The sequence below is a fragment of the Streptomyces sp. genome (assembly GCF_031181555.1).
Lineage (GTDB): Bacteria > Actinomycetota > Actinomycetes > Streptomycetales > Streptomycetaceae > Streptomyces > Streptomyces fimbriatus.
The window spans coordinates 1-21487 of record NZ_JAPSKQ010000084.1; the positions used below are offsets into that span (position 1 = coordinate 1).

General features: G+C 72.4%; 17 protein-coding genes and 1 rRNA gene. 10 read left to right on the plus strand and 8 right to left on the minus strand.

The window, feature by feature from the left end; translation table 11 throughout:
* Positions 1–7: 7 nt before the first annotated feature.
* A 5S ribosomal RNA gene (gene rrf, locus RIM90_RS18250) occupies positions 8–124 on the plus strand.
* A gap of 80 nt (positions 125–204) precedes the next feature.
* Here rrf and RIM90_RS18255 read toward each other — a convergent pair.
* Genes RIM90_RS18255 through RIM90_RS18275 form a run of 5 tightly spaced genes read right to left on the minus strand, consistent with a single transcriptional unit; the run spans position 205 to position 5803 of the window.
* Entirely contained in the window at positions 205–1515 is a 1311-nt protein-coding gene (locus tag RIM90_RS18255; protein WP_309061777.1) for a DUF58 domain-containing protein, read from the minus strand.
* Complete coding sequence (locus RIM90_RS18260; protein WP_309061778.1) at positions 1515–2504, minus strand: MoxR family ATPase; 990 nt, start codon at positions 2502–2504, stop codon at positions 1515–1517. Before RIM90_RS18260 ends, RIM90_RS18255 begins: the two co-directional genes overlap by 1 nt.
* Positions 2504–3700, minus strand: coding sequence for a DUF4350 domain-containing protein (locus tag RIM90_RS18265; protein ID WP_309061779.1), 1197 nt, complete (start codon positions 3698–3700; stop codon positions 2504–2506). Before RIM90_RS18265 ends, RIM90_RS18260 begins: the two co-directional genes overlap by 1 nt.
* Positions 3697–4452 (minus strand): DUF4129 domain-containing protein, encoded by a 756-nt coding sequence (locus tag RIM90_RS18270; protein WP_375165474.1) that lies wholly within the window; start codon positions 4450–4452, stop codon positions 3697–3699. The genes RIM90_RS18265 and RIM90_RS18270 overlap by 4 nt, the downstream gene beginning before the upstream one ends.
* Before the next feature lie 4 nt (positions 4453–4456).
* Entirely contained in the window at positions 4457–5803 is a 1347-nt protein-coding gene (locus RIM90_RS18275) for a glycerophosphoryl diester phosphodiesterase membrane domain-containing protein (RefSeq protein WP_309061780.1), read from the minus strand.
* A gap of 140 nt (positions 5804–5943) precedes the next feature.
* On the opposite strand from RIM90_RS18275, the gene mtnA reads away from it, so the two are divergent.
* The 7 genes from mtnA to RIM90_RS18310 all read left to right on the plus strand — a co-directional run bounded on the left by mtnA (position 5944) and on the right by RIM90_RS18310 (position 14845).
* Complete coding sequence (gene mtnA, locus RIM90_RS18280; RefSeq protein ID WP_309061781.1) at positions 5944–7089, plus strand: S-methyl-5-thioribose-1-phosphate isomerase; 1146 nt, start codon at positions 5944–5946, stop codon at positions 7087–7089.
* A gap of 4 nt (positions 7090–7093) precedes the next feature.
* Positions 7094–7783 carry a two-component system response regulator MtrA gene (gene mtrA / locus RIM90_RS18285; protein ID WP_004987303.1) on the plus strand — a complete coding sequence of 230 codons (690 nt, stop codon included), beginning with the start codon at positions 7094–7096 and terminating at the stop codon, positions 7781–7783.
* Between the two features lies 1 nt (position 7784).
* Complete coding sequence (mtrB, locus tag RIM90_RS18290; protein WP_309061782.1) at positions 7785–9977, plus strand: MtrAB system histidine kinase MtrB; 2193 nt, start codon at positions 7785–7787, stop codon at positions 9975–9977.
* A complete protein-coding gene (locus tag RIM90_RS18295) occupies positions 9967–11817 on the plus strand; it encodes an LpqB family beta-propeller domain-containing protein (protein ID WP_309061783.1) in 1851 nt (616 codons plus the stop codon). The genes mtrB and RIM90_RS18295 overlap by 11 nt, the downstream gene beginning before the upstream one ends.
* A 103-nt stretch (positions 11818–11920) precedes the next feature.
* On the plus strand, positions 11921–12889 hold the full coding sequence (locus tag RIM90_RS18300) for a ComF family protein (RefSeq protein WP_309061784.1): 969 nt from the start codon (positions 11921–11923) through the stop codon (positions 12887–12889).
* A 312-nt stretch (positions 12890–13201) separates the two neighbouring features.
* Positions 13202–13894: a ribosome hibernation-promoting factor, HPF/YfiA family gene (gene hpf, locus RIM90_RS18305; RefSeq protein WP_309061785.1), complete on the plus strand. Its 693-nt coding sequence runs from the start codon at positions 13202–13204 to the stop codon at positions 13892–13894.
* A 204-nt stretch (positions 13895–14098) separates the two neighbouring features.
* A complete protein-coding gene (locus RIM90_RS18310; RefSeq protein WP_309061786.1) occupies positions 14099–14845 on the plus strand; it encodes a response regulator transcription factor in 747 nt (248 codons plus the stop codon).
* 49 nt (positions 14846–14894) lie between these two features.
* Here the strand turns inward: RIM90_RS18310 and RIM90_RS18315 are convergent, their stop codons facing one another.
* Positions 14895–16082: a DNA glycosylase AlkZ-like family protein gene (locus RIM90_RS18315; RefSeq protein ID WP_309061787.1), complete on the minus strand. Its 1188-nt coding sequence runs from the start codon at positions 16080–16082 to the stop codon at positions 14895–14897.
* Positions 16083–16130: 48 nt separating this feature from the next.
* Positions 16131–16700: a GNAT family N-acetyltransferase gene (locus RIM90_RS18320; RefSeq protein ID WP_309061788.1), complete on the minus strand. Its 570-nt coding sequence runs from the start codon at positions 16698–16700 to the stop codon at positions 16131–16133.
* 280 nt (positions 16701–16980) lie between these two features.
* Here RIM90_RS18320 and secA point away from each other — a divergent pair, with 280 nt between their 5' ends.
* Positions 16981–19827: a preprotein translocase subunit SecA gene (secA, locus tag RIM90_RS18325; protein ID WP_309061789.1), complete on the plus strand. Its 2847-nt coding sequence runs from the start codon at positions 16981–16983 to the stop codon at positions 19825–19827.
* Between the two features lie 85 nt (positions 19828–19912).
* Here secA and RIM90_RS18330 read toward each other — a convergent pair whose 3' ends face one another.
* Positions 19913–20551, minus strand: coding sequence for an Rv3235 family protein (locus tag RIM90_RS18330; protein ID WP_309061790.1), 639 nt, complete (start codon positions 20549–20551; stop codon positions 19913–19915).
* A gap of 352 nt (positions 20552–20903) precedes the next feature.
* On the opposite strand from RIM90_RS18330, the gene RIM90_RS18335 reads away from it, so the two are divergent.
* A complete protein-coding gene (locus RIM90_RS18335) occupies positions 20904–21419 on the plus strand; it encodes a DUF6912 family protein (protein WP_309061791.1) in 516 nt (171 codons plus the stop codon).
* Positions 21420–21487 lie beyond the last annotated feature (68 nt).

Here is a 21487-nt window from a genome sequence, read left to right on the forward strand (position 1 = left end):
TTAGGGTTTCGGTGGTCATAGCGTAGGGGAAACGCCCGGTTACATTCCGAACCCGGAAGCTAAGCCTTACAGCGCCGATGGTACTGCAGGGGGGACCCTGTGGGAGAGTAGGACGCCGCCGAACAATTATTGAAGAAATCCCCCGTGCCGTTCGGCACGGGGGATTTCTGCGTTTAAGGGGTCTCCCTTCCCCCGGCGCACGAATTACAGGCGTCCGGCTGTCTTCAAGGCCAGATACGCGTCTGCGAGTGCCGGCGCCAGTTCGTCAGGGGTCGCGTCCACCACCGTGACGCCGTGGCGGCGGAGTTGTTCCGCTGTACGGTCGCGCTCGGAGTGGGCCTGGGCAGCAGCGGCTGCTTCGTACACGGCGTCGGTGTTTCCACGGGCCTTTGCCATCCGTGCGATGTGCGGGTCTGCCACTGAGGCCAGAAGCACCGTGTGGCGCTGGGTCAGCTGAGGCAGGACAGGCAGCAGGCCCTCTTCGATGGGGGCCGCGTCGAGCGTCGTGAGCAGCACGATCAGGGAGCGGCGGGGCGCCGTACGGAGAGCCGTGGCCGTCAGGCCCCGGGCGTCGGTTTCGACGAGCTCGGGCTCGAGCGTGGCCATGGCGTTGACCAGGGACGGGAGGACATCGCCTGCGGTGCGGCCCTGGACCAGGGCGCGCAGGCGGCGGTCGTAGGCCAGGAGGTCGACGCGGTCGCCGGCGCGGGAGGCGAGGGCTGCCAGGAGCAGGGCCGCGTCCATGGAGGCGTCCAGACGGGGGGCGTCGCCGACCCGGCCCGCGGAGGTGCGGCCGGTGTCGAGGACCAGCAGGATGTGCCGGTCGCGTTCGGGGCGCCAGGTGCGGACGGCGACGGTGGACTGGCGAGCTGTGGCACGCCAGTCGATGGAGCGGGTGTCGTCGCCGGGAACGTACTCGCGCAGACTGTCGAACTCCGTGCCCTCGCCGCGGGTCAGCACGCTGGTGCGGCCGTCCAGTTCGCGCAGCCGGGCCAGTTTGGACGGCAGGTGCTTGCGGCTGGTGAACGGGGGGAGGACACGTACCGTCCAGGGGACCTTGTGGGTGCCCTGGCGGGCGAAGAGGCCGAGCGGGCCGTAGGAGCGGATGGTGACGCGGTCGGCCCGGCGGTCGCCCCGGCGGGCGGGGCGCAGGCGAGTGGTGATGCGGCGGCGTTCCCCCGGGGGGACCTGCAGGCGGTGGCGGGAGGCCGTCGTCTCCGTGCCGGGCTGCCAGCTGCTGGGGGGCCAGGCGTCTCGGACGCGGGCGCGGAGCGGACGGCGGGACGGGTTGGTGATCGTCAGGGTGACATGGGCGCTGTCGCCCAGGCGTACGGAGGTGTCGCCGGAGCGGGTCAGGCCGAGGTGGCGCACGGGGGCGGCCAGGGCGAAGTCGCAGGCGCAGGCCACCGCGAGGGGGGCGTTGACGGCGAGGATGCCCGTCCAGCCGGGTTCCCAGAAGCCGACGGGGAGGGAGCCGAGTGCCGCGATGAGGGCGGCGCGTCCGGTGGGGGCCATCAGCGGGGGACCGGGACGTGGGCGAGGATCGCGTTGATGACCGAGTCGGTCGTGACGCCTTCCATCTCGGCCTCCGGGCGGAGCTGGACGCGGTGACGGAGGGTGGGCAGGGCGAGGGCCTTCACGTCGTCGGGGATGACGTAGTCGCGGCCCGTCAGCCAGGCCCAGGCGCGTGCGGTGGCGAGCAGGGCGGTGGCGCCCCGGGGCGAGACACCGAGGGTGAGGGAGGGCGACTCGCGGGTGGCGCGGCAGATGTCCACCACGTAGGCGGTGATCTCGGGGGAGACCGTCGTCCCGGCGACCGCGAGGCGGGCGGCCTCCAGGTCGGCGGCGCTTGCGACGGGGCGTACGCCGGCGGCGCGCAGGTCGCGCGGGTTGAAGCCCCCGGCGTGGCGGGTGAGGACGTCGATCTCGTCCTGGCGGGAGGGGAGGGGGATGGTGAGTTTGAGGAGGAAGCGGTCCAGCTGCGCTTCGGGGAGGGGGTACGTGCCCTCGTACTCGACGGGGTTCTGGGTCGCGGCGACCAGGAAGGGATCGGGGAGGGGGCGGGGGGTGCCGTCGACCGTGACCTGGCGTTCCTCCATGGCCTCGAGCAGGGACGACTGGGTCTTCGGGGGCGTGCGGTTGATCTCGTCCGCGAGCAGGAGGTTGGTGAAGACCGGGCCGGGCTGGAAGGAGAACTCGGCGGTGCGGGCGTCGTAGACCAGGGAGCCGGTGACGTCGCTCGGCATCAGATCGGGGGTGAACTGGACGCGCTTGGTGTCGAGTCGGAGGGCGGCGGCGAGGGCGCGGACGAGGAGGGTCTTGGCGACGCCGGGGACGCCTTCGAGGAGGACGTGGCCGCGGCAGAGCAGGGCGACGACGAGGCCGGTGACGGCGGGGTCCTGGCCGACCACGGCTTTGGCGATCTCGGCGCGCAGGGCTTCCAGGGAGGCCCGGGCGGCGGCCGGGTCCCCGGTGTGCGCGGCGTTGTCAGTGGTCGGGTCCATCATGGACGGCGTACCTCTCTTTCGAGGGCGTCGAGTCGGTCGGCGAGGGAGATGAGGGCTGCGTCGTCGCCTGGCGGCGGGCCGAACAGGAGAGCGTGCAGGGACTGTCCGTCGCCCTGGAGGCGGGCGGACAGCGCGGGGAGCAGGGCTTCGGGCGCGTGCGCCTGGGCCGTGGGGACGCCTACGAGGGGGGCGAGGCGCGTGCGGGTGGTGGAGCGAAGAGCGGCGGCCGCGCGGTCGCGGGCGTTCGCCTTGCGGTAGAGACGGGCGCGGCCTTCGACGGTCTCGGAGGCGCGGATCGCCACGGGGAGTTTTTCGGGCACCAGGGGGCCCAGTCGGCGTGCCCGCCACAGGGCGGCCAGTGCTGCCGCGATGAAGAGCTGCAGGGTGCCCCAGAGCCAGCCGGAGGGGAGCAGGTCGAAGAAGTCGCGCTCGCCCTCCTCGGAGGCGGCGGAGGCGTCGGCGAGCGAGGGGAGGTACCAGACCAGATGAGGGCGGGATCCGAGGAGTTGGAGGGCGAGCGAGGCGTTGCCGTGCTCGTCGAGGCGGTCGTTGAGGAGGATGTCGGGCGCGCCGAGGAGGACGGTGTCGCCGTTCCCGGAGGGAGCGGGGATGCGCAGCAGGGTGGCCAGGCGCTCGCTGGGGTAGCACTCGTCGGCGGTGAGGTGGGTGGTGGTGTAGCGGATGCCGCCCGTGTCGGCGGTGCCGGCGCGGCGGGCCGCGGGCAGGTCGCAGTCGGGGGAGAGGGCGGAGTCGAGGCTGGTGGCCGGGTCGGCGATGACACCGGGGGCGAGCCGCTCGACGGAGGCGCTGCCGGAGGAGACGAGGACGGTGCGGCCGCCGGAGTCGGCGGTCGCGGAGTGCAGCCGGGTCTGCTGAGTCCGGGTCAGGAGGTCGGGGACGGCGACCAGGAGGGTGGTGTCGGGGGAGGCCGCGGCGGCTGCCTCGTCGAGGGTGGTGACCACGCGCGTGTCCACGCCGCGGTCGGCCAGGAGTTCGGCGACGGCGCGGCTTCCGTAGGGGTCGGCCGAGCGCGGGTCGAGTTCGCCGTGGCGGGCGTCGGAGCGGACCACGGCGATCGCCACGGCCGCCGCGATCAGCAGCACCAGCGCGAGGACGATGCCTCGTGCGCGGGTCCACACCTGGCGGGCGGTGGGCGAGGCCGAGGTGGACGGGAGCGTGACCTCGGTCGTCATCCGGCGGCCCCCCGGCGGGCGTTGTGGTCGGCGTTCTGCGTCGTGCTGCTGCTCGTGAGCTGCGGTTTGGCGCGTTCCAGGTCGCGGTCGAGTTCGGCGATGCGCCGGTACGACTGTTCCGTCGCCGCCCGGCCGCCGTATGTCACGTCGTCGAAGGAGCGGGCGGCGGCGTGCAGGGGGCCGGTGTGGGCGGGCAGGGCGCGGCCGGCCTCCGCGGCGGCCTCGTCGGCGGTGCGGCCGGGGCGGATGTCGAGCAGGGCGCGTTCCTCCAGGGCGCGGACGATGGCCCGCATGCGTTCCTGCACGGCCCGGTTCCAGTGGCCCTGGGCGGCGTGCGCCTCGGCCGCCGCGCGGTGTTCGGCGGCGCTGCGGGGGCGGTCGTCGAACAGCGCGGGCACCGAGGTCGGTCGTCGTCGGGGGGTGCCCAGGCGCCACCACAGGGCGCCCAGGACGGCGACCACGGCCGCGATGATGACGACCAGGCCGAGCGTGCCGCCGGGTGTCGCGGTGGAGGCGGTCTCGAACAGTTTGCCGACCCACTCCCAGAAGGCGTCCAGGGCCCGCTGGAACCAGCTGGGGTCGTTCTCGTGGTACATGCGCTTGGACAGCTCGCGCCGGGCCGCCTCCCGCGCGGGGTCACGCGGGAGGGTGATGGGCGGCTCGTCGTCGCCGCGCAGCAGTACGCGTACGGCGGTGTCGGCGGCGGCCGGCAGTGCCTGTACCGGTGCGAGAACTCCCCCCGTGGCGGTCACCGCATCAGCCCCCCGGGGTGGCGCCGGGGCCGTGGCCCTGGACGCCTGCGGCGCGGGCCAGTTCGAGGTCGAGGGCCTCGCGGCGGATGCGCTGGTCGACGTAGAGGAGCACGGTCACGCCGGCCGTGATCGGGAACGTGATCATGGCGCCGATGACCGAGCCGATTCCGCTGATGACGAGGAACGTCCAGCCGATGTCACCGCCGGCGCTGTTGAGGAAGCCGGTGACGCCGTCGCCGCTGAGGGCCGCGGCGAGGAAGGTGAACGGGATGACGATGATCGACGCGACGACGTTCGCGATGATCGTCGCGAGCAGCTGGATGCCGAAGACCCGCCACCAGGAGCCGCGCACCAGCTTCGCGGAGCGGCTCATCGCCTTCAGGATGCCCTGCTTCTCCAGCATCAGCGTGGGGGAGGAGAGCGAGAAGCGGATCATCAGCCACAGGGCGGCCACGCCGGCGCCGATGACGCCCAGGACGGTGAGCGCGACACCTGCTTCGGCGCCCCCCGCCACGGTCACGAGGAGGCCGGGCAGCGCCCCCACGGTGACGACGCCCGCGGTGATGAGCAGCAGCAGGCAGATCAGGCCGAACAGCTTCAGGACCTGGGGGCGGGCGTCGCGCCAGGCCTCGCCGGTGGTGACCGGCTTGCCGAGCACCGCGCGGCTGGTGACGGTCGTGAGCAGGGCGGTGGCGACGACGGTGCCGACCAGGGTGATCAGGAAGACCACCCCGGAGTTGAGCAGGGCGTCGCCCAGGGCGTTGGTCAGCTCGCCGAGGGTGGCGCTGGGGTCGTTGAGGACCTCGGTGCTGGAACTGTCCAGGACGAGCCCTTGGAGCAGGACGACGACGATCTCGGTGAGGACGGCGACGGTCAGGGAGATGCCGAGCACCGTGCGCCAGTAGGTGCGCATGGTGGAGACCGCGCCGTCGAGGATCTCGCCCACGCCGAGCGGGCGGAGCGGGATCACACCGGGCTTGGCCGCGGGCGGGGGACCGCCCCAGCCGCCGCCCCAGCCGCCTCCCCAGGAACCGTGCCCGCCGGGGCCGCCGTAACCGCCGGGACCTCCTGGGGCGCCGGGGGGCGGGGTGCCCCAGCCCGGGCCCGGCGGCGGGGGCGGGGGAGCCTGGCCCGGGCCGGTGGGCGCGGACCACTGGCTGGGCGGTGGCTGTTCCTTCGACCACTTCACGCCCGGGCCCTGGGGCGTCCCGCCCGGTTGTTCCGGCTGCTGTGGCCGGTCGGGCTGCTCGGGGTTCGGGCGGTCGGCGGGCTCGGCAGGTCCGGTCGCGGCCGGCTCCTGCCCGTCGGACGGGGCGGATCCGGGCGATGCCCAGCCCGGAGTGTCGTTCATCGTCGCTCCTTCACGGTGCCCGTCCGCGGTCGCGGCGGCAGGTTGGCAGCCATCGTGCCATGGGGTGGTCGTTCACGGAGTTGCCGAGGTGAGGGCCGCATACCTTCAATTGTCCGCGCGATAGGGGGCAGACTGGCCGCATGGCTGATCAGTACGCGCACAGCGACAACAAGCGGCCGACCGAGATCCCGGCACTGCGCTGGGAAGAACCACCCGAAGGTCCCGTTCTGGTCCTGCTCGACCAGACGAGGCTGCCGGCCGAGGAGGTCGAGCTCGTCTGCACGGACGCGCCGGCGCTGGTGGAGGCGATCCGCTCGCTCGCCGTGCGCGGGGCTCCCCTGCTGGGCATCGCGGGGGCGTACGGCGTCGCACTGGCCGCGGTGCGGGGGTTCGACGTGGACGACGCGGCGGCGGCGCTGGAGAGCGCCCGCCCGACCGCGGTGAACCTGGCCGTCGGGGTACGCCGGGCGCACGCGGCCCATCAGGCCGCCCTCGCCCGCACCGGCGACCCCAGGCAGGCGGCCGGGGCCGCACTGGCGGCGGCACGGCAGCTGCACCGGGAGGACACCGAGGCCAGCGCCCGGATGGCCGAGCACGGGCTGGCGCTGCTGGACGAACTGCTGCCCGGCGGCGGGCACCGGATCCTCACGCACTGCAACACCGGTTCGCTGGTGTCGGGCGGCGAGGGGACGGCGTTCGCGGTGGCGCTGGCGGCGCACCGGGCGGGCCGGCTCAGGCGCCTGTGGGTGGACGAAACGCGTCCGTTGCTGCAAGGTGCTCGCCTGACGGCATACGAGGCGGCCCGCAGCGGCATGGCGTACACCCTGCTCACCGACAACGCGGCGGGATCGCTGTTCGCGGCGGGTGAGGTGGACGCGGTGCTCGTCGGGGCGGACCGCATCGCGGCCGACGGTTCGGTGGCGAACAAGGTGGGGAGCTATCCGCTCGCGGTGCTCGCGCGGTACCACCACGTGCCGTTCATCGTGGTGGCACCGGTGACGACAGTGGATCCTCAGACGCCGGACGGGGCATCCATCGAGGTCGAGCAGCGCCCCGGACATGAGGTGACCGAGATCACGGCACCGCAGGTGCCGGTGGTCGGACTGGAAGCGGGAGGCGGGATTCCGGTGGCGCCCCTGGGGACCCAGGCGTACAACCCGGCGTTCGACGTGACACCACCAGAGCTGGTGACGGCGATCGTCACCGAAGAGGGTGCGGTTTCGCCCGTGACAGCCGATGCTCTGGCCGAGCTGTGTGCCAGGTCACGCCAGGTAACGATTAGCTAATGGGATGATGTCGTTTATGAAGGGACGAGTCCTTGTCGTCGACGACGACAGCGCACTGGCCGAGATGCTCGGCATCGTGCTGCGTGGTGAGGGTTTTGAGCCGTCTTTCGTAGCCGACGGCGACAAGGCGCTGGCCGCTTTCCGTGAGACCAAGCCCGATCTGGTGCTCCTGGACCTGATGCTGCCCGGTCGGGACGGCATCGAGGTGTGCCGCCTGATCAGGGCGGAGTCCGGGGTGCCGATCGTGATGCTCACGGCCAAGAGCGACACCGTCGATGTCGTGGTGGGCCTGGAGTCCGGGGCCGACGACTACATCGTGAAGCCGTTCAAGCCGAAGGAGCTGGTGGCCCGTATCCGGGCGCGGCTGCGCAGGTCGGAGGAGCCGGCGCCGGAGCAGCTCGCCATCGGCGACCTGGTGATCGACGTGGCCGGGCACTCCGTGAAGCGGGACGGGCAGTCGATCGCGCTGACGCCGCTGGAGTTCGACCTGCTGGTCGCGCTGGCCCGCAAGCCGTGGCAGGTGTTCACGCGCGAGGTGCTGCTCGAGCAGGTCTGGGGTTACCGCCACGCGGCCGACACCCGGCTGGTGAACGTGCACGTCCAGCGGCTGCGCTCCAAGGTCGAGAAGGACCCGGAGAAGCCGGAGATCGTGGTGACCGTCCGTGGTGTCGGGTACAAGGCAGGACCGAGCTGACATGCCCGGGGACAGCGCCGCTTCGGTGCCCGGCCGGTCCGGGCGCCGTCCGGAGCGGCCTGTCGGCCGGAAGAAGGCGGGCTCCCGCTGGGGACGCCTGCTGGAGGGCGGACTGCTGCGGGGCGGGGTCCACGGCAGCCCGGTGATCCGCCTGTTCGTGCGCTGGGTGCGCCGGCCCCTGCTGCCCGTCATGCGGCTGTGGCGGCGCAACATCCAGCTCAAGGTCGTCGTCACGACGCTGCTGATGTCGCTGGGCGTGGTCCTGCTGCTGGGCTTCGTCGTCATCGAACAGGTGCGCAACGGCCTGCTGGACGCCAAGGTGAAGGCCTCCCAGAGCCAGGCCACCGGCGGGTTCGCCGTGGCCAAGCAGAAGGCCGACGAGGCGGCGAGCGCCACCGGCGACGACCGCACCGCCGTGAACGGGGAGGGTTCGACGAGCGTCATCCAGTGGATGAGCGATCTCGTCGAGTCGCTCTCCAGCGGCGGCCAGGGCGCCTTCGACGTGGTGACCCTGCCCGTGGGCGACGACAGCGGCGGCGGGCGCGGACCGCGTGCCTCCGGGGAGGTCATCGCGACGGCCAGCGTGCCCGAGGCGCTGCGGGAGCAGATCAGCACCAGCACCACGGCGGCTCAGAGCTACACCCGCATCATCTACGACAGCGGTGCGGACTCCCAGCCCGGACTGGTCATCGGCAAGCAGGTCAACGACCCCAACGGTGACCCGTACCAGCTGTACTACCTCTTCCCGCTCACGCAGGAGGAGAAGTCGCTGAGCCTGGTCAAGGGCACGCTGGCGACGGCGGGGCTGTTCGTCGTCGTCCTGCTCGGGGCGATCGCCTGGCTCGTGGTGCGGCAGGTCGTCACGCCGGTGCGGATGGCGGCCGGGATCGCCGAGCGGCTGTCCGCCGGACGGCTCCAGGAACGCATGAAGGTCACCGGCGAGGACGACATCGCGCGGCTCGGCGAGGCCTTCAACAAGATGGCCCAGAACCTGCAGCTGAAGATCAACCAGCTGGAGGACCTGTCGCGGATGCAGCGCCGGTTCGTGTCGGACGTGTCCCACGAGCTGCGTACGCCGCTGACGACCGTGCGGATGGCCGCGGACGTCATCCACGAGGCGCGCGAGGACTTCGACCCGGTGACCGCGCGCTCGGCCGAGCTGCTCGCCGACCAGCTGGACCGGTTCGAGTCGCTGCTCGCGGACCTGCTGGAGATCAGCCGGTTCGACGCGGGCGCGGCGGCGCTGGAGGCGGAGGCGATAGACCTGCGCGAGGTCGTGCGGCGCGTGGTCAGCGGGGCGGAGCCGCTCGCCGAGCGCAAGGGCTCGCGGATAAAGGTCGTCGGCGACCAGCAGCCCGTCGTCGCCGAGGCCGACGCGCGGCGCGTGGAGCGCGTGCTGCGCAACCTCGTCGTCAACGCCGTGGAGCACGGCGAGGGCAAGGACGTCGTCGTCAAGCTCGCCGCGGCGGGCGGAGCGGTCGCGGTCGCGGTGCGCGACTACGGCGTGGGGCTCAAGCCGGGCGAGGCGACCCGGGTCTTCAGCCGCTTCTGGCGGGCCGACCCGGCACGCGCGCGTACCACCGGGGGCACGGGACTGGGACTGTCCATCGCCCTGGAGGACGCGCGGCTGCACGGCGGCTGGCTCCAGGCGTGGGGCGAGCCGGGCGGCGGCTCGCAGTTCCGGCTGACGCTGCCGAGGACGGCGGACGAGCCGCTGAGGGGATCACCGATACCCCTGGAGCCCAAGGACTCGCGGCGCAACCGCGGACTGGACGGCGCCGGTCCGCCGCGCGACGGCGGCAGCGGCGACGGGGGGAAGCGTGCCACGGTGCCGGCGCAGCAGGCCGGCTCCGACGCGCGGGCCGTCGGGGACCCGTTCGCCCCGAGGCCGGCGACCGCGGCACCCACGGCCGACCCCACGGCACTGCCCGGCAACGGCGCGCGCGTGGTGGCCCGGCCCGCCCCGCTGACGCGACGGCAGGGCGAGGGGGCGGCGGAGGGTCCCGAGGCACGGTCCGCGCGGCGGCCGGACGACGGTCACGGCGGGACCGCGGGACGGTCGGACGGGACCGAGGGCGCCGCCGGATCCGGGGAGCCGCGGGGTTCAGGGGCCGGCACCGGTGCCGGAGATCGCGGTGGCAGGAGAGCGGCGCGAGGCGCGCACAGGGATGGGGAGGCTTCGCGTGGGCGGTGAGCGCGTTGGGCGCGGCCGGAGGACGCCGGTGCGGACGGTGGCGTACGCCGCCGGCGGGGTCGTCCTGCTGGCCGGGTGCGCCTCGATGCCCGACAGCGGGGGCCTGAGGGGCGTCGAGTCCACGCCGCGGCAGGACCCGCAGGTCCGGGTGTTCGCCATGCCACCGGGTGAGGACGCCACGCCCCCGCAGATCGTGCAGGGCTTCCTGGAGGCGCTGACCAGCGACGACCCCGACTACAAGACCGCGCGCCAGTACCTGACCCCGCAGGCGGCGAAGACCTGGCAGCCGGAACTGTCCACCACGGTGCTGTCGGACGGGCCGGAGGCCTACGCCGACCCTTCGGGCCGGGAGGACGCCGACTCCCTCACCTACACGCTGTCCGGCACCAAGGTCGCCACGGTGGACGCCCAGCAGGCGTACACGCCCGCCACCGGCCCCTACAGCAAGCTCGTGCGCCTCACGAAGGACACGAAGGACGGTCAGTGGCGCATCGACGCGGTGCCGCAGGGCGTCGTCATGGGCAAGTCGGACTTCCAGCGCAACTACATGTCCGTCAACAAGTACTACTTCGCCTCGAACACCGAGGGGGCCGACGCGGGCGCACCGCCGTCGGCGGTCGCCGACCCCGTCTACGTGCGCAGCCATGTGGACCCCACGACCCGGATGGTGCGCTCCCTCCTCGACGGACCCACGACCTGGCTGGACCCCGTCGTCAGGTCGAGCTTCCCCACGGGTACGACCCTGCGGAAGGGCGCCGGCTCGCTGACGGCGGACGACCGGGGCAGGCTGACCGTTCCGCTCAACGACAAGGCGGCCGGGGTCGGCACCGGCCGGTGCGAGGAGATGGCGGCCCAGCTGCTGTTCACGCTGCGCAATCTCAGCCCGGTGGTGGAGGAGGTCGAGCTGCGGGCCGGCGGTGAGCAGCTGTGCTCGCTCACCCAGGAGGGCGCCGAGACCGTGGCCACCCGGGGCGCGCTGCACCGGCCCGACCACCTGTACTTCGTCGACGGCAAGCACCGGCTCGTGCGGATCGCCGCGGGCAGCAGCGACCCCCAGTCGGAACCGGAGCCGGAACCGGTGCCGGGGGCGCTGGGCGAGGGCGACAAGGCGCTGCGTTCGGTGGCGGTCGCGCGGGACGAGCGCACCGCGGCCGGGGTCACCATCGACGGCACGTCGCTGTACGTGGCCCCGCTGGTGTCGGGCGGTCCGCTCGGCGAGCCCGTGCTGCGCAGCCAGGGGAAGACCGAGAAGGACCGGCTGACCGCGCCGAGCTGGGACGCTCAGGGCGGCCTGTGGGTGGCCGACCGGGACCCCGGGAATCCGCGGCTGTACCTGCTGCCGGAGGGCGAGGGGGAGCCGCTGCCGGTACGGACTCCGGGCCTGGACGGCCGGGTGCAGGAGGTGCGGGTGGCCGCCGACGGGGTGCGGATCGCGCTCGTCGTGGAGAAGGGCGACCGGCGGTCCCTGCTGATCGGGCGGATCGAACGGAGCGGTCCGGACGGCGGGACCGGCGGGCGGACGGCGGTCACCGTGGTGGAACTGCGTTCCGCGACGCCCGAGCTGGAGCAGGTCACGGCCATGTCCTGGACCGGGGACAGTCGGCTCGTGGTGGTCGGACGCGAGCAGGGGGGCGTGGAGCAGATGAAGTACGTCGAGGTCGACGGCTCCACACCGGACGTGCCGCCGCCCGCCGCCCTGACCGGCGTCAAGGACGTCACCGCATCGGCGGACGAACAGACGCCGCTGGTGGCGTACTCCGTGGACGGGATCGTCCGGCTGCCCTCGGGGGCGCAGTGGCAGAAGGTGACGGAGGGGACGGCGCCCGTCTACCCGGGGTGAGCGGTCCACGGGACGAGCGGCCGGATCCGCCGCGGACGGCCTGTTCCGGGCGGAGTTTTCCACAGGGGTGGCCGGGCCCGCCGGGCGTTGGCACAGTGGGGCCGTGCGGGGATGGTGGCAGGACCTCACCGACCTGGTGCTCCCGGCCGAGTGCGGCGGGTGCGGCAGGCCTCGTACGGTGCTCTGCGCCCGGTGCCGTGAGGCGTTGAGCGGCGCCGCGCCGCGCCGGGTCCGACCGGTCCCGGAGCCGGCCGGGCTGCCTCCGGTGCACGCGGCGGCCCGGTACGCGGACGAGGTGCGTGCCGCGGTGCTGGCGCACAAGGAACGGGGTGTCCTGGCCCTTGCCGGACCGCTGGGCGAGGCCCTGGCGGGAGCGGTGCGGGCGGGGCTGCGCACGGCGGGGTCACGGGGAGCGGCGGCGGTGGACCGGGCGCCGTACGGACGCGGGGCCGGAGGGCCGTACCACGTTCCGGGCGCTGTGCTGCTCGTCCCCGTGCCGTCCGCGCGACGGGCCGTGCGGGCGCGGGGACACGATCCCGCTCGGCGGATCGCGTTCGCGGCGGCGAGTGCGTTGCGGCGGGAAGGGGTACCCGCCCGGGTGCTTCCCGCGCTGCGGCAGCGGCGGCACGTGGCCGACCAGTCGGGGCTGGACTCCCGGCAGCGGCTGGCCAATCTCGCCGGTGCCCTGGTGGTGGCCCCCGGCTGTGGCCGGCTGCTCTCCGGCGGCCCGGTCGTGCTCGTCGACGACCTGATGACGACCGGTGCGTCGCTGTCGGAGGCCGCACGCGCGGTGCGGGCGGAGTCACGGGCTCCGGAACCGGGCGCGGAGCCCGGCGCGGGACCGGACGCGGGAACTGTTTCGAGCATTTCGGGTGCCGCGTCCGTGTACAGGGGTGAGACAGGGGAAGGCAGAGGAGAACAGCGGAACGGACCGGCTCGACGGAGGGCGGACCGGTGGTCCCATGGGGCGCCGGAGACAGCGGGCGCGGGCGGCGCCGACGGGGTCGTCGACGTGGCGGGCGCGGCTGTCGTCGCGGCGTCACCGGACGCTTTCGAAATAAACCGGAACTGACTGAGATCTTGTTTCGTTGCAGGGAATGAGTGGGCTAATTCATCTGAATGGAGGTACGGCGCGGTAGAGGGTGACGACATCCGTCCGGGCGAGATATGTTCGGTTGTGAGGGGAAAGCCGCAGGCCACACCTCTCGAATCCGATTGCCGTGCTGCGGGTTTTTCGCAATCACCCGCGCCGGTGGACTGGAGATCCCGCCTGCGGGGGAGGAGGTGGACGTCACCGAGTCCGAGGTTCCGGGCCTCACCGGAACCTGGTGCAAAAGGGAGATGCTCCGCACCGAAGCGGAGTGATCCGGGAACGGAGTTCTGCGTGGACATCGTCGTCAAGGGCCGCAAGACCGAGGTGCCCGAGCGGTTCCGGAAGCACGTGGCCGAGAAGCTGAAGCTGGAGAAGATCCAGAAGCTCGATGGCAAGGTGATCAGCCTCGACGTCGAGGTGTCCAAGGAGCCCAACCCCCGACAGGCCGACCGTTGCGACCGAGTGGAGATCACGCTCCGTTCCCGCGGTCCGGTGATCCGGGCGGAGGCGGCGGCGAGTGACCCCTACGCGGCGCTCGACCTGGCAGCGGAAAAGCTGGACGCGCGGCTGCGCAAGCAGCACGACAAGCGTTTCTCGCGGCGTGGTGCGCGCAGGATCTCGGCCGCCGAGGTCCCCGACCACGTCCCCGGCGCGGCGACACTCAACGGGACCGGCGCGCTCTCCGTGGAGGAGGAGCAGGAGGCCGTCCCCACCAAGAAGATCGGCTCCCTGGAAGTACAGGGCGAAGGACCCCTCGTCGTCCGCGAGAAGACCCACGTGGCCGCACCCATGACCCTCGACCAGGCTCTCTACGAAATGGAGCTGGTCGGGCACGACTTCTACCTGTTCGTCGATTCCGAGACCAAGGAACCCAGTGTCGTCTACCGACGGCACGCCTACGACTACGGCGTGATCCATCTCAGCACCGACACGATGGTCACCGGGACGCATTCCCCCGAGGCGGGCGGAACACTCGGCGGCTGATCTGCCGGGCGACAGCGGAGCCGGTGCCCCTGGTGCGCGTGTGCGCCCCCAGGGGCACCGGTGTGCGACCTCTTCGCACCGCACGCTGTCGCCCCGGTGTCATCCGGGCATGGAATCATGGCTGCAACGGCTCAACCGGTGGGCCGTTGCCTTGGGTTGGCGATGGCTCCGGACCACAGGCCACAGCCTTCAGGGGGAGGAACGATGGCGGACAGCTTCGGACCGATGCGTGACGAGGGCGCCGACGACGGCGTCGTCGGCATGGGCCCGGAGGCGGGCTCCCCACGCAAGGAGCCGATCAGAGTCCTTGTGGTGGACGACCACGCGCTGTTCCGCCGCGGGCTGGAGATCGTGCTCGCCGCCGAGGAGGACATCCAGGTCGTCGGGGAGGCGGGGGACGGCGCCGAAGCCGTGGAGAAGGCCGCCGACCTGCTGCCCGACATCATCCTGATGGACGTACGGATGCCCAAACGGGGCGGGATCGAGGCGTGCACCTCCATCAAGGAAGTGGCCCCCAGCGCGAAGATCATCATGCTGACGATCAGCGACGAGGAAGCCGATCTCTACGACGCCATCAAGGCGGGCGCGACCGGTTATCTCCTCAAGGAGATCTCCACGGACGAGGTGGCCACCGCCATCCGCGCGGTGGCCGACGGACAGTCGCAGATCAGCCCCTCCATGGCGTCGAAACTGCTTACCGAGTTCAAGTCGATGATCCAGCGGACCGACGAGCGCCGGCTCGTGCCCGCGCCCCGGCTGACGGACCGGGAACTCGAAGTCCTCAAGCTCGTGGCCACGGGGATGAACAACCGCGACATCGCCAAGGAACTGTTCATCTCCGAGAACACCGTGAAGAACCACGTGCGCAACATCCTGGAGAAGCTTCAGCTGCACTCCAGGATGGAGGCCGTGGTCTACGCGATGCGGGAGAAGATCCTCGAGATCCGGTGAGTGGCCCGGCGACGGCCCGTGAGCGGTGCCTCGCGGGCGGCCGCAGGCGTCAGGCGAGGGCGCGGGCGAGCTCCAGGACGAGCGGTTCGCGCAGCTCCGGCGCGTCGACCCGCTCCACCCGCACGTTCGTGCAGTCCACCCAGCTCGCGGCCTCCACCAGGGCCTGGGCCACCGCCGGGACCGCCTTCCGGCCGTCCAGCGTGACCTGCTTGGCCACCAGAGTGCGGCCCGCGCGGGCCGGGTCGACCCGGCCGACGAGCCGGCCGCCGGCGAGCACGGGCATCGCGAAGTAGCCGTACACCCGCTTCGGCTTGGGGACGTAGGCCTCCAGACGGTGGGTGAAGCCGAAGATCCGTTCCGTGCGCGCCCGCTCCCAGATCAGGGAGTCGAAGGGGGACAGCAGCGTCGTGCGGTGCCGCCCTCGCGGCGGTGCGGCGAGGGCCGCCGGATCGGCCCAGGCCGGCTTGGACCAGCCCTCCACCGTGACCGGGACCAGACCCGAGTCGGCGATCACCGCGTCGACCTGCTCGGCCTTGAGGCGGTGGTAGTCGGCGATGTCCGCGCGCGTGCCGACGCCCAGGGACCGGCCCGCCAGGCCCACCAGACGGCGCAGGCACTCGGTGTCGTCCAGCTCGTCGTGCAGCAGCGCTTCCGGGATCGCGCGCTCGGCGAGGTCGTAGACCCGCTTCCAGCCGCGGCGCTCGACGCACACCACCTCGCCGTACATCAGGGCGCGCTCGACGGCGACCTTGGAGCCGGACCAGTCCCACCACTCGCTGGTGCGCTTGGCGCCGCCCAGCTCCGTGGCCGTCAGGGGGCCTTCCGCGCGGAGCTGCTTGACGACCTGCTCGTAGGCGCCGTCGGGGAGTTCGTGGTTCCAGTGCGGGCGACCGCGGTAGGCGCGGCGGCGGAAGGCGAAGTGGGGCCATTCCTCGACGGGGAGTATGCACGCGGCGTGCGACCAGTACTCGAAGGTGCGCGGCGGCCGGGAGCCCGTCTTCCAGTACGCGTCCTCGACGGCCTCGCGGCCCACGGCGCCCAGGCGGGCGTAGGGGACGAGTTCGTGGGAGCGGGCCAGGACCGAGATCGTGTCGAGCTGCACCGCACCCAGTCGGCGGAGGACTCCCCGGACACCGGACCGGCGGTCGGGGGCACCGAGGAAGCCCTGGGCCCGCAGGGCGATGCGGCGGGCCTCGTCTGCCGAGAGTTCCGTGGTCGGACGCGGGAGGGTCGTCATACGTCCGCACGATAGAGGGCGGCACTGACAACCGGGGGCGGTTCGGCGTCACTCCCGGCCCGGCAGGTACGGCACCGTCGACGGCAGTCCCAGGTCGGACGGGAGGAGGGAGCCCACCCAGCAGTCCCGCAGCACCCCCTTGTTGTTGATCGCCGAGCGCAGGGTGCCCTCGACGGTGAAGCCCGCGCGTTCGGCCACCGCGCGGGAATGCCGGTTGCCCACCTCCGCGCGCCACTCCACGCGGTCGACCGACATCCGGGTGAACGCCCAGCGGGCGGCGGTGACGACGGCCTCGGTGATGTAGCCGTTGCCGCGGTGCTCCTTCGTTCCCCAGAAGCCGATCTCGCCCGCGCCGAGGGACCGCATGGTGATGCCGAGCATGCCCGCGAGGTCCCCGGCGGGGAGGAAGACGCCGAAGGTGAACATCGAGCCGTTCGCCCAGCCGCCCGGGGCCATCTGCTCCGTGAAGCCCCGCGCGTGCTCCGGCAGGTACGGGGAGGGGATCGTGGTCCAGCGCTGGATGTCGGGGTCCTGGCAGGCGGCGTACACCGCGTCGGTGTCCTGCGGCCCGACCGTGCGCAGCAGGAGGCGGTCGGTGGTGAGCGTGACGGGTTCCATCGGCCGATTCTGCGGGGCGGGCCGGGAACGGCGCCAGGCAGGTGGCCCCGAGTGATCCGGCGATCACCCTTCGCGCAATTCTCCGGGCGACACGGCACCATTCGAGGGGCCCGGACGTTGTGCCTTTCGGAGCAGCCGTGAAACAGATAGGGAGCAGCGGACGGTCACCGTCGCTGCGGGCCTCCCGGCGCGGTGGGGTCCTCGCATACGATGGCCGTTGCTCAGTCAGTGAAATGGAAACCGACCGTCCCAGGCCCGACCGGCAAGGAGACCAACCCCCGTGTCCGTCCTCTCGAAGATCATGCGTGCAGGCGAAGGCAAAATCCTGCGCAAGCTGCACCGCATCGCGGACCAGGTCAACTCCATCGAAGAGGACTTCGTCGACCTCTCCGACGCCGAGCTGCGGGCCCTCACCGATGAGTACAAGCAGCGCTACGCCGACGGTGAGAGCCTGGACGACCTGCTGCCCGAGGCGTACGCCACGGTCCGCGAGGCCGCCAAGCGCGTCCTGGGCCAACGGCACTACGACGTCCAGATCATGGGCGGCGCGGCGCTGCACATGGGCTACGTGGCCGAGATGAAGACCGGTGAGGGCAAGACCCTCGTCGGCACCTTGCCGGCGTACCTGAACGCCCTGTCCGGCAAGGGCGTCCACATCATCACGGTCAACGACTACCTGGCCGAGCGCGACTCCGAGATGATGGGCCGCGTCCACCGCTTCCTGGGCCTGAGCGTCGGCTGCATCCTCGCCAACATGACGCCGGCCCAGCGCCGCGAGCAGTACGCCTGCGACATCACCTACGGCACGAACAACGAGTTCGGCTTCGACTACCTGCGCGACAACATGGCGTGGTCCAAGGCCGAACTCGTCCAGCGCGGCCACAACTTCGCCATCGTCGACGAGGTCGACTCCATCCTCATCGACGAGGCCCGTACGCCGCTGATCATCTCCGGCCCGGCCGACCAGGCCACCAAGTGGTACGGCGACTTCGCCAAGCTGGTCAAGCGCCTCAAGCGCGGCGAGGCCGGCAACCCGCTCAAGGGCATCGAGGAGACCGGCGACTACGACGTCGACGAGAAGAAGCGCACCGTCGCCATCCACGAGTCCGGCGTCAGCAAGGTCGAGGACTGGCTGGGCATCGACAACCTGTACGAGTCGGTGAACACCCCGCTCGTGGGCTACCTGAACAACGCCATCAAGGCCAAGGAGCTCTTCAAGAAGGACAAGGACTACGTCATCATCGACGACGAGGTCATGATCGTCGACGAGCACACCGGACGTATCCTCGCCGGCCGCCGCTACAACGAGGGCATGCACCAGGCGATCGAGGCGAAGGAAGGGGTGCCGATCAAGGACGAGAACCAGACGCTCGCCACGATCACGCTCCAGAACTTCTTCCGCCTCTACAAGCGTCACGACCACGAGGGCAAGGAACTGCCCGGCCTGTCCGGCATGACCGGTACGGCGATGACCGAGGCCGCCGAGTTCCACCAGATCTACAAGCTCGGCGTGGTGCCCATCCCGACCAACCGGCCGATGATCCGCAAGGACCAGTCCGACCTCATCTACCGCACCGAGGTCGCCAAGTTCGAGGCGGTCGTCGACGACATCGAGGAGAAGCACCGCAAGGGCCAGCCGATCCTCGTCGGCACCACCTCGGTGGAGAAGTCCGAGTACCTCTCGCAGCAGCTCAGCAAGCGCGGCATCCAGCACGAGGTGCTGAACGCCAAGCACCACGAGCGCGAGGCGCAGATCGTCGCCCAGGCCGGCCGCAGGGGCGCCGTCACCGTGGCCACGAACATGGCCGGCCGCGGTACGGACATCAAGCTCGGCGGCAACCCCGAGGACCTCGCCGAGGCGGAGCTGCGCCAGCGCGGCCTCGACCCCGAGGAGCACATCGAGGAGTGGGCGCACGCCCTGCCCGAGGCGCTCAAGCGGGCCGAGGAGGCCGTGAAGGCCGAGAAGGAGGAGGTCGAGAAGCTCGGCGGCCTCTACGTCCTGGGCACCGAGCGGCACGAGTCGCGGCGCATCGACAACCAGCTGCGCGGTCGTTCCGGCCGTCAGGGCGACCCCGGCGAGTCCCGCTTCTACCTCTCGCTCGGCGACGACCTGATGCGGCTGTTCAAGGCCCAGATGGTCGAACGCGTGATGTCGATGGCGAACGTGCCGGACGACGTGCCCATCGAGAACAAGATGGTCACGCGCGCGATCGCCTCCGCCCAGTCGCAGGTCGAGACGCAGAACTTCGAGACCCGCAAGAACGTCCTGAAGTACGACGAGGTCCTCAACCGCCAGCGCGAGGTCATCTACGGCGAGCGGCGCCGCGTCCTGGAGGGCGAGGACCTGCACGAGCAGATCCAGCACTTCATGGACGACACCATCGACGCCTACGTCCAGGCCGAGACCGCCGAGGGCTTCCCCGAGGACTGGGACCTGGACCGGCTGTGGGGCGCGTTCAAGCAGCTCTACCCGGTGAGCGTCAGCGTCGAGGAGCTCGAGGAGGCGGCCGGTGACCGGGCCGGTCTGACGGCCGAGTTCATCTCCGAGTCCATCAAGGACGACATCCGCGCCCAGTACGAGGCCCGCGAGGCGCAGCTCGGCTCCGAGATCATGCGTGAGCTGGAGCGCCGGGTCGTGCTGTCGGTCCTGGACCGCAAGTGGCGCGAGCACCTCTACGAGATGGACTACCTCCAGGAGGGCATCGGCCTGCGCGCGATGGCGCAGAAGGACCCGCTGGTCGAGTACCAGCGCGAGGGCTTCGACATGTTCCAGGCCATGATGGACGGCATCAAGGAGGAGTCCGTCGGCTACCTGTTCAACCTGGAGGTCCAGGTCGAGCAGCAGGTCGAGGAGGTCCCGGTCGAGGACGCCAAGCCGGTGGCCGACCTGGAGAAGAGGGACGCGGTGCCCGCGCAGGCGGGTGCGCGCCCGGAGATCCGCGCGAAGGGGCTCGACGCCCCGCAGCGGCGGAACCTGCACTTCTCCGCGCCGACGGTGGACGGCGAGGGCGGCACCATCGAGGGCGCCTTCGCCACCGACGAGGAGCCGGTGCGCTCCGAGGCCGACGGCCTCACCCGTGCGGAGCGCCGCAAGCAGGCGCGGGGCGGGCGTCGCCGCAAGAAGTGAGCGGTGCCGCTCCGTGAGGAGCGGTCCGGGCAGGCCGAGGGCCGGGCACCCCAGGGTGCCCGGCCCTCGGGCGTCGTCCGGGTGCTCAGCGACCGTCCGCGCGGTGCGGGCGGGGGCCGCCCAGTTCCACGGCGGTGCAGCGCCAGCGCAGGTCCCGGCCCTGCTCCAGCCGGAACGCCATGGCGCGCAGCCGGTCGCCGGCACCGATCCGGGCGAACGCCTCGATGGCGCCCTCGCGGGGGACGAAGTAGCCGATGTCCCGCACGACGGGCCGGGCACCGCGGGTGCGCAGCGGGCCGCGCTCGGCGATCCGGACCAGCTCGTCGTAGGCGCGGCCCGCGGTGTGCCGCAGCATGGCGTGGACGGGCCGCTGCCCGCTCAGGACGGCGAGGAGCAGCTCGGCGAAGCGGTCGGTGGGGTGGGGCTGGGGGACGACGGGCCGGTGCGGCGTCCGGGCGGGGCCGCGGGGCGCGGCCTCCCGGGCGGAGATCACCCGGGAGGCCCGGACGGAGGCCGCCCGGACGGTGGTGGACGGAGGGCGGTTGTCCGTGGGACGTGAGGGCCGGGCGGTGGGGGAGGGGCGTCCTTCGTCGGGGGACGGGGCGCGGGTGGCGGTTCCCGCGGGGGTGCGGGGCGGGGTGGTGCCGGCGGGGCGGCGGGAGTCGCGGCGGCTGGAGGGGCGGGTGGCCGGGCGGTGCTGAGCCCTGGTCATGACCTTGTTCATGGGACCCCGTTCGAACGGGCCCGGGCGTCGCCGCCGGCCCGGGGGCCGCGGTGATACCGGGCGGTAACTTCGTGGTTGGGGATCTTGTACGGGGCGGGGCGGTGCGGCGGCAAGGAACCGGAGCGCGGGTCGGACCGGCGGGGAAATTCACCTATCCGAGTGGTCGACGGGCGGTCGGCCCCGTACGGGAGCGGGCGCACCGGGTGACGTCCGGGCCGGGAGTGGACGCGGCCGAGGAGGCGGGCAGGGACCCGATGGGGGACGCCCGCACGTATCCTGAAGGCTCTCCGGGCCGGGCGCGACAGCCCTCACCGGGTGCCGGCGGATCCCTCCGACCACGAAAGCGGCCGACATGCGCGTCTACGTCCCCCTGACCCTTCCCGGTCTCGCCGAGGCGTACAGGACGGGCGAGCTGGGTGACGGACCGCTCCTCGCGTACGCCGTGACGCCCGCGCTGCGCGAGTGGTACGTCTCCGACGACATCGAGGAGCTGGAGTACGCCGCGCTGAGCCGCGCCGCGCTGGCCTCGCTGCGGCTGCTGGCGGCGGACCCCGGTGCGCCCCGGCGCCGGGTCGTGGTCGCCGTCGACGTGCCCGACAAGGCGGCCGCCGCCGACCCCGACCGGGGGCTCGACCCGGCCGCGCTCGGGGAGGTGCGGGTCGCCGGGACCGTGCCGCTGGCCAAGGCGGCCGCGGTGCACGTGGACGCGGCGGACGCGGAGGCGGACGTGGCGGCCGCCGCGCAGGCGCTGCCCGCGGCGGACGGCGGGGACGACGACGCGCGGTTCGTGGTGGACGGCGCGGAGGACCACGAGCTGCTGTGGTACGCGACGCAGGAGATCCCCCACCTGATCGGGCCGGTGGACTGAGCGCCGCCGGGACGGCCGGGCAGCGGGGCGCCGACCGCTGTTCTCCTGAATGTCAGCGCGGCCGGGTA

Bases quoted from the DNA above. Each gene is read 5' to 3' on its own strand.
- RIM90_RS18255 (WP_309061777.1), bottom strand. From the start codon at position 1,515: ATGGCCCCCACCGGACGCGCCGCCCTCATCGCGGCACTCGGCTCCCTC.
- RIM90_RS18260 (WP_309061778.1), bottom strand. From the start codon at position 2,504: ATGGACCCGACCACTGACAACGCCGCGCACACCGGGGACCCGGCCGCC.
- RIM90_RS18265 (WP_309061779.1), bottom strand. From the start codon at position 3,700: ATGACGACCGAGGTCACGCTCCCGTCCACCTCGGCCTCGCCCACCGCC.
- RIM90_RS18275 (WP_309061780.1), bottom strand. From the start codon at position 5,803: ATGAACGACACTCCGGGCTGGGCATCGCCCGGATCCGCCCCGTCCGAC.
- mtnA (WP_309061781.1), top strand. From the start codon at position 5,944: ATGGCTGATCAGTACGCGCACAGCGACAACAAGCGGCCGACCGAGATC.
- mtrA (WP_004987303.1), top strand. From the start codon at position 7,094: ATGATGTCGTTTATGAAGGGACGAGTCCTTGTCGTCGACGACGACAGC.
- mtrB (WP_309061782.1), top strand. From the start codon at position 7,785: ATGCCCGGGGACAGCGCCGCTTCGGTGCCCGGCCGGTCCGGGCGCCGT.
- RIM90_RS18310 (WP_309061786.1), top strand. From the start codon at position 14,099: ATGGCGGACAGCTTCGGACCGATGCGTGACGAGGGCGCCGACGACGGC.
- RIM90_RS18315 (WP_309061787.1), bottom strand. From the start codon at position 16,082: ATGACGACCCTCCCGCGTCCGACCACGGAACTCTCGGCAGACGAGGCC.
- RIM90_RS18320 (WP_309061788.1), bottom strand. From the start codon at position 16,700: ATGGAACCCGTCACGCTCACCACCGACCGCCTCCTGCTGCGCACGGTC.
- RIM90_RS18330 (WP_309061790.1), bottom strand. From the start codon at position 20,551: ATGAACAAGGTCATGACCAGGGCTCAGCACCGCCCGGCCACCCGCCCC.
- RIM90_RS18335 (WP_309061791.1), top strand. From the start codon at position 20,904: ATGCGCGTCTACGTCCCCCTGACCCTTCCCGGTCTCGCCGAGGCGTAC.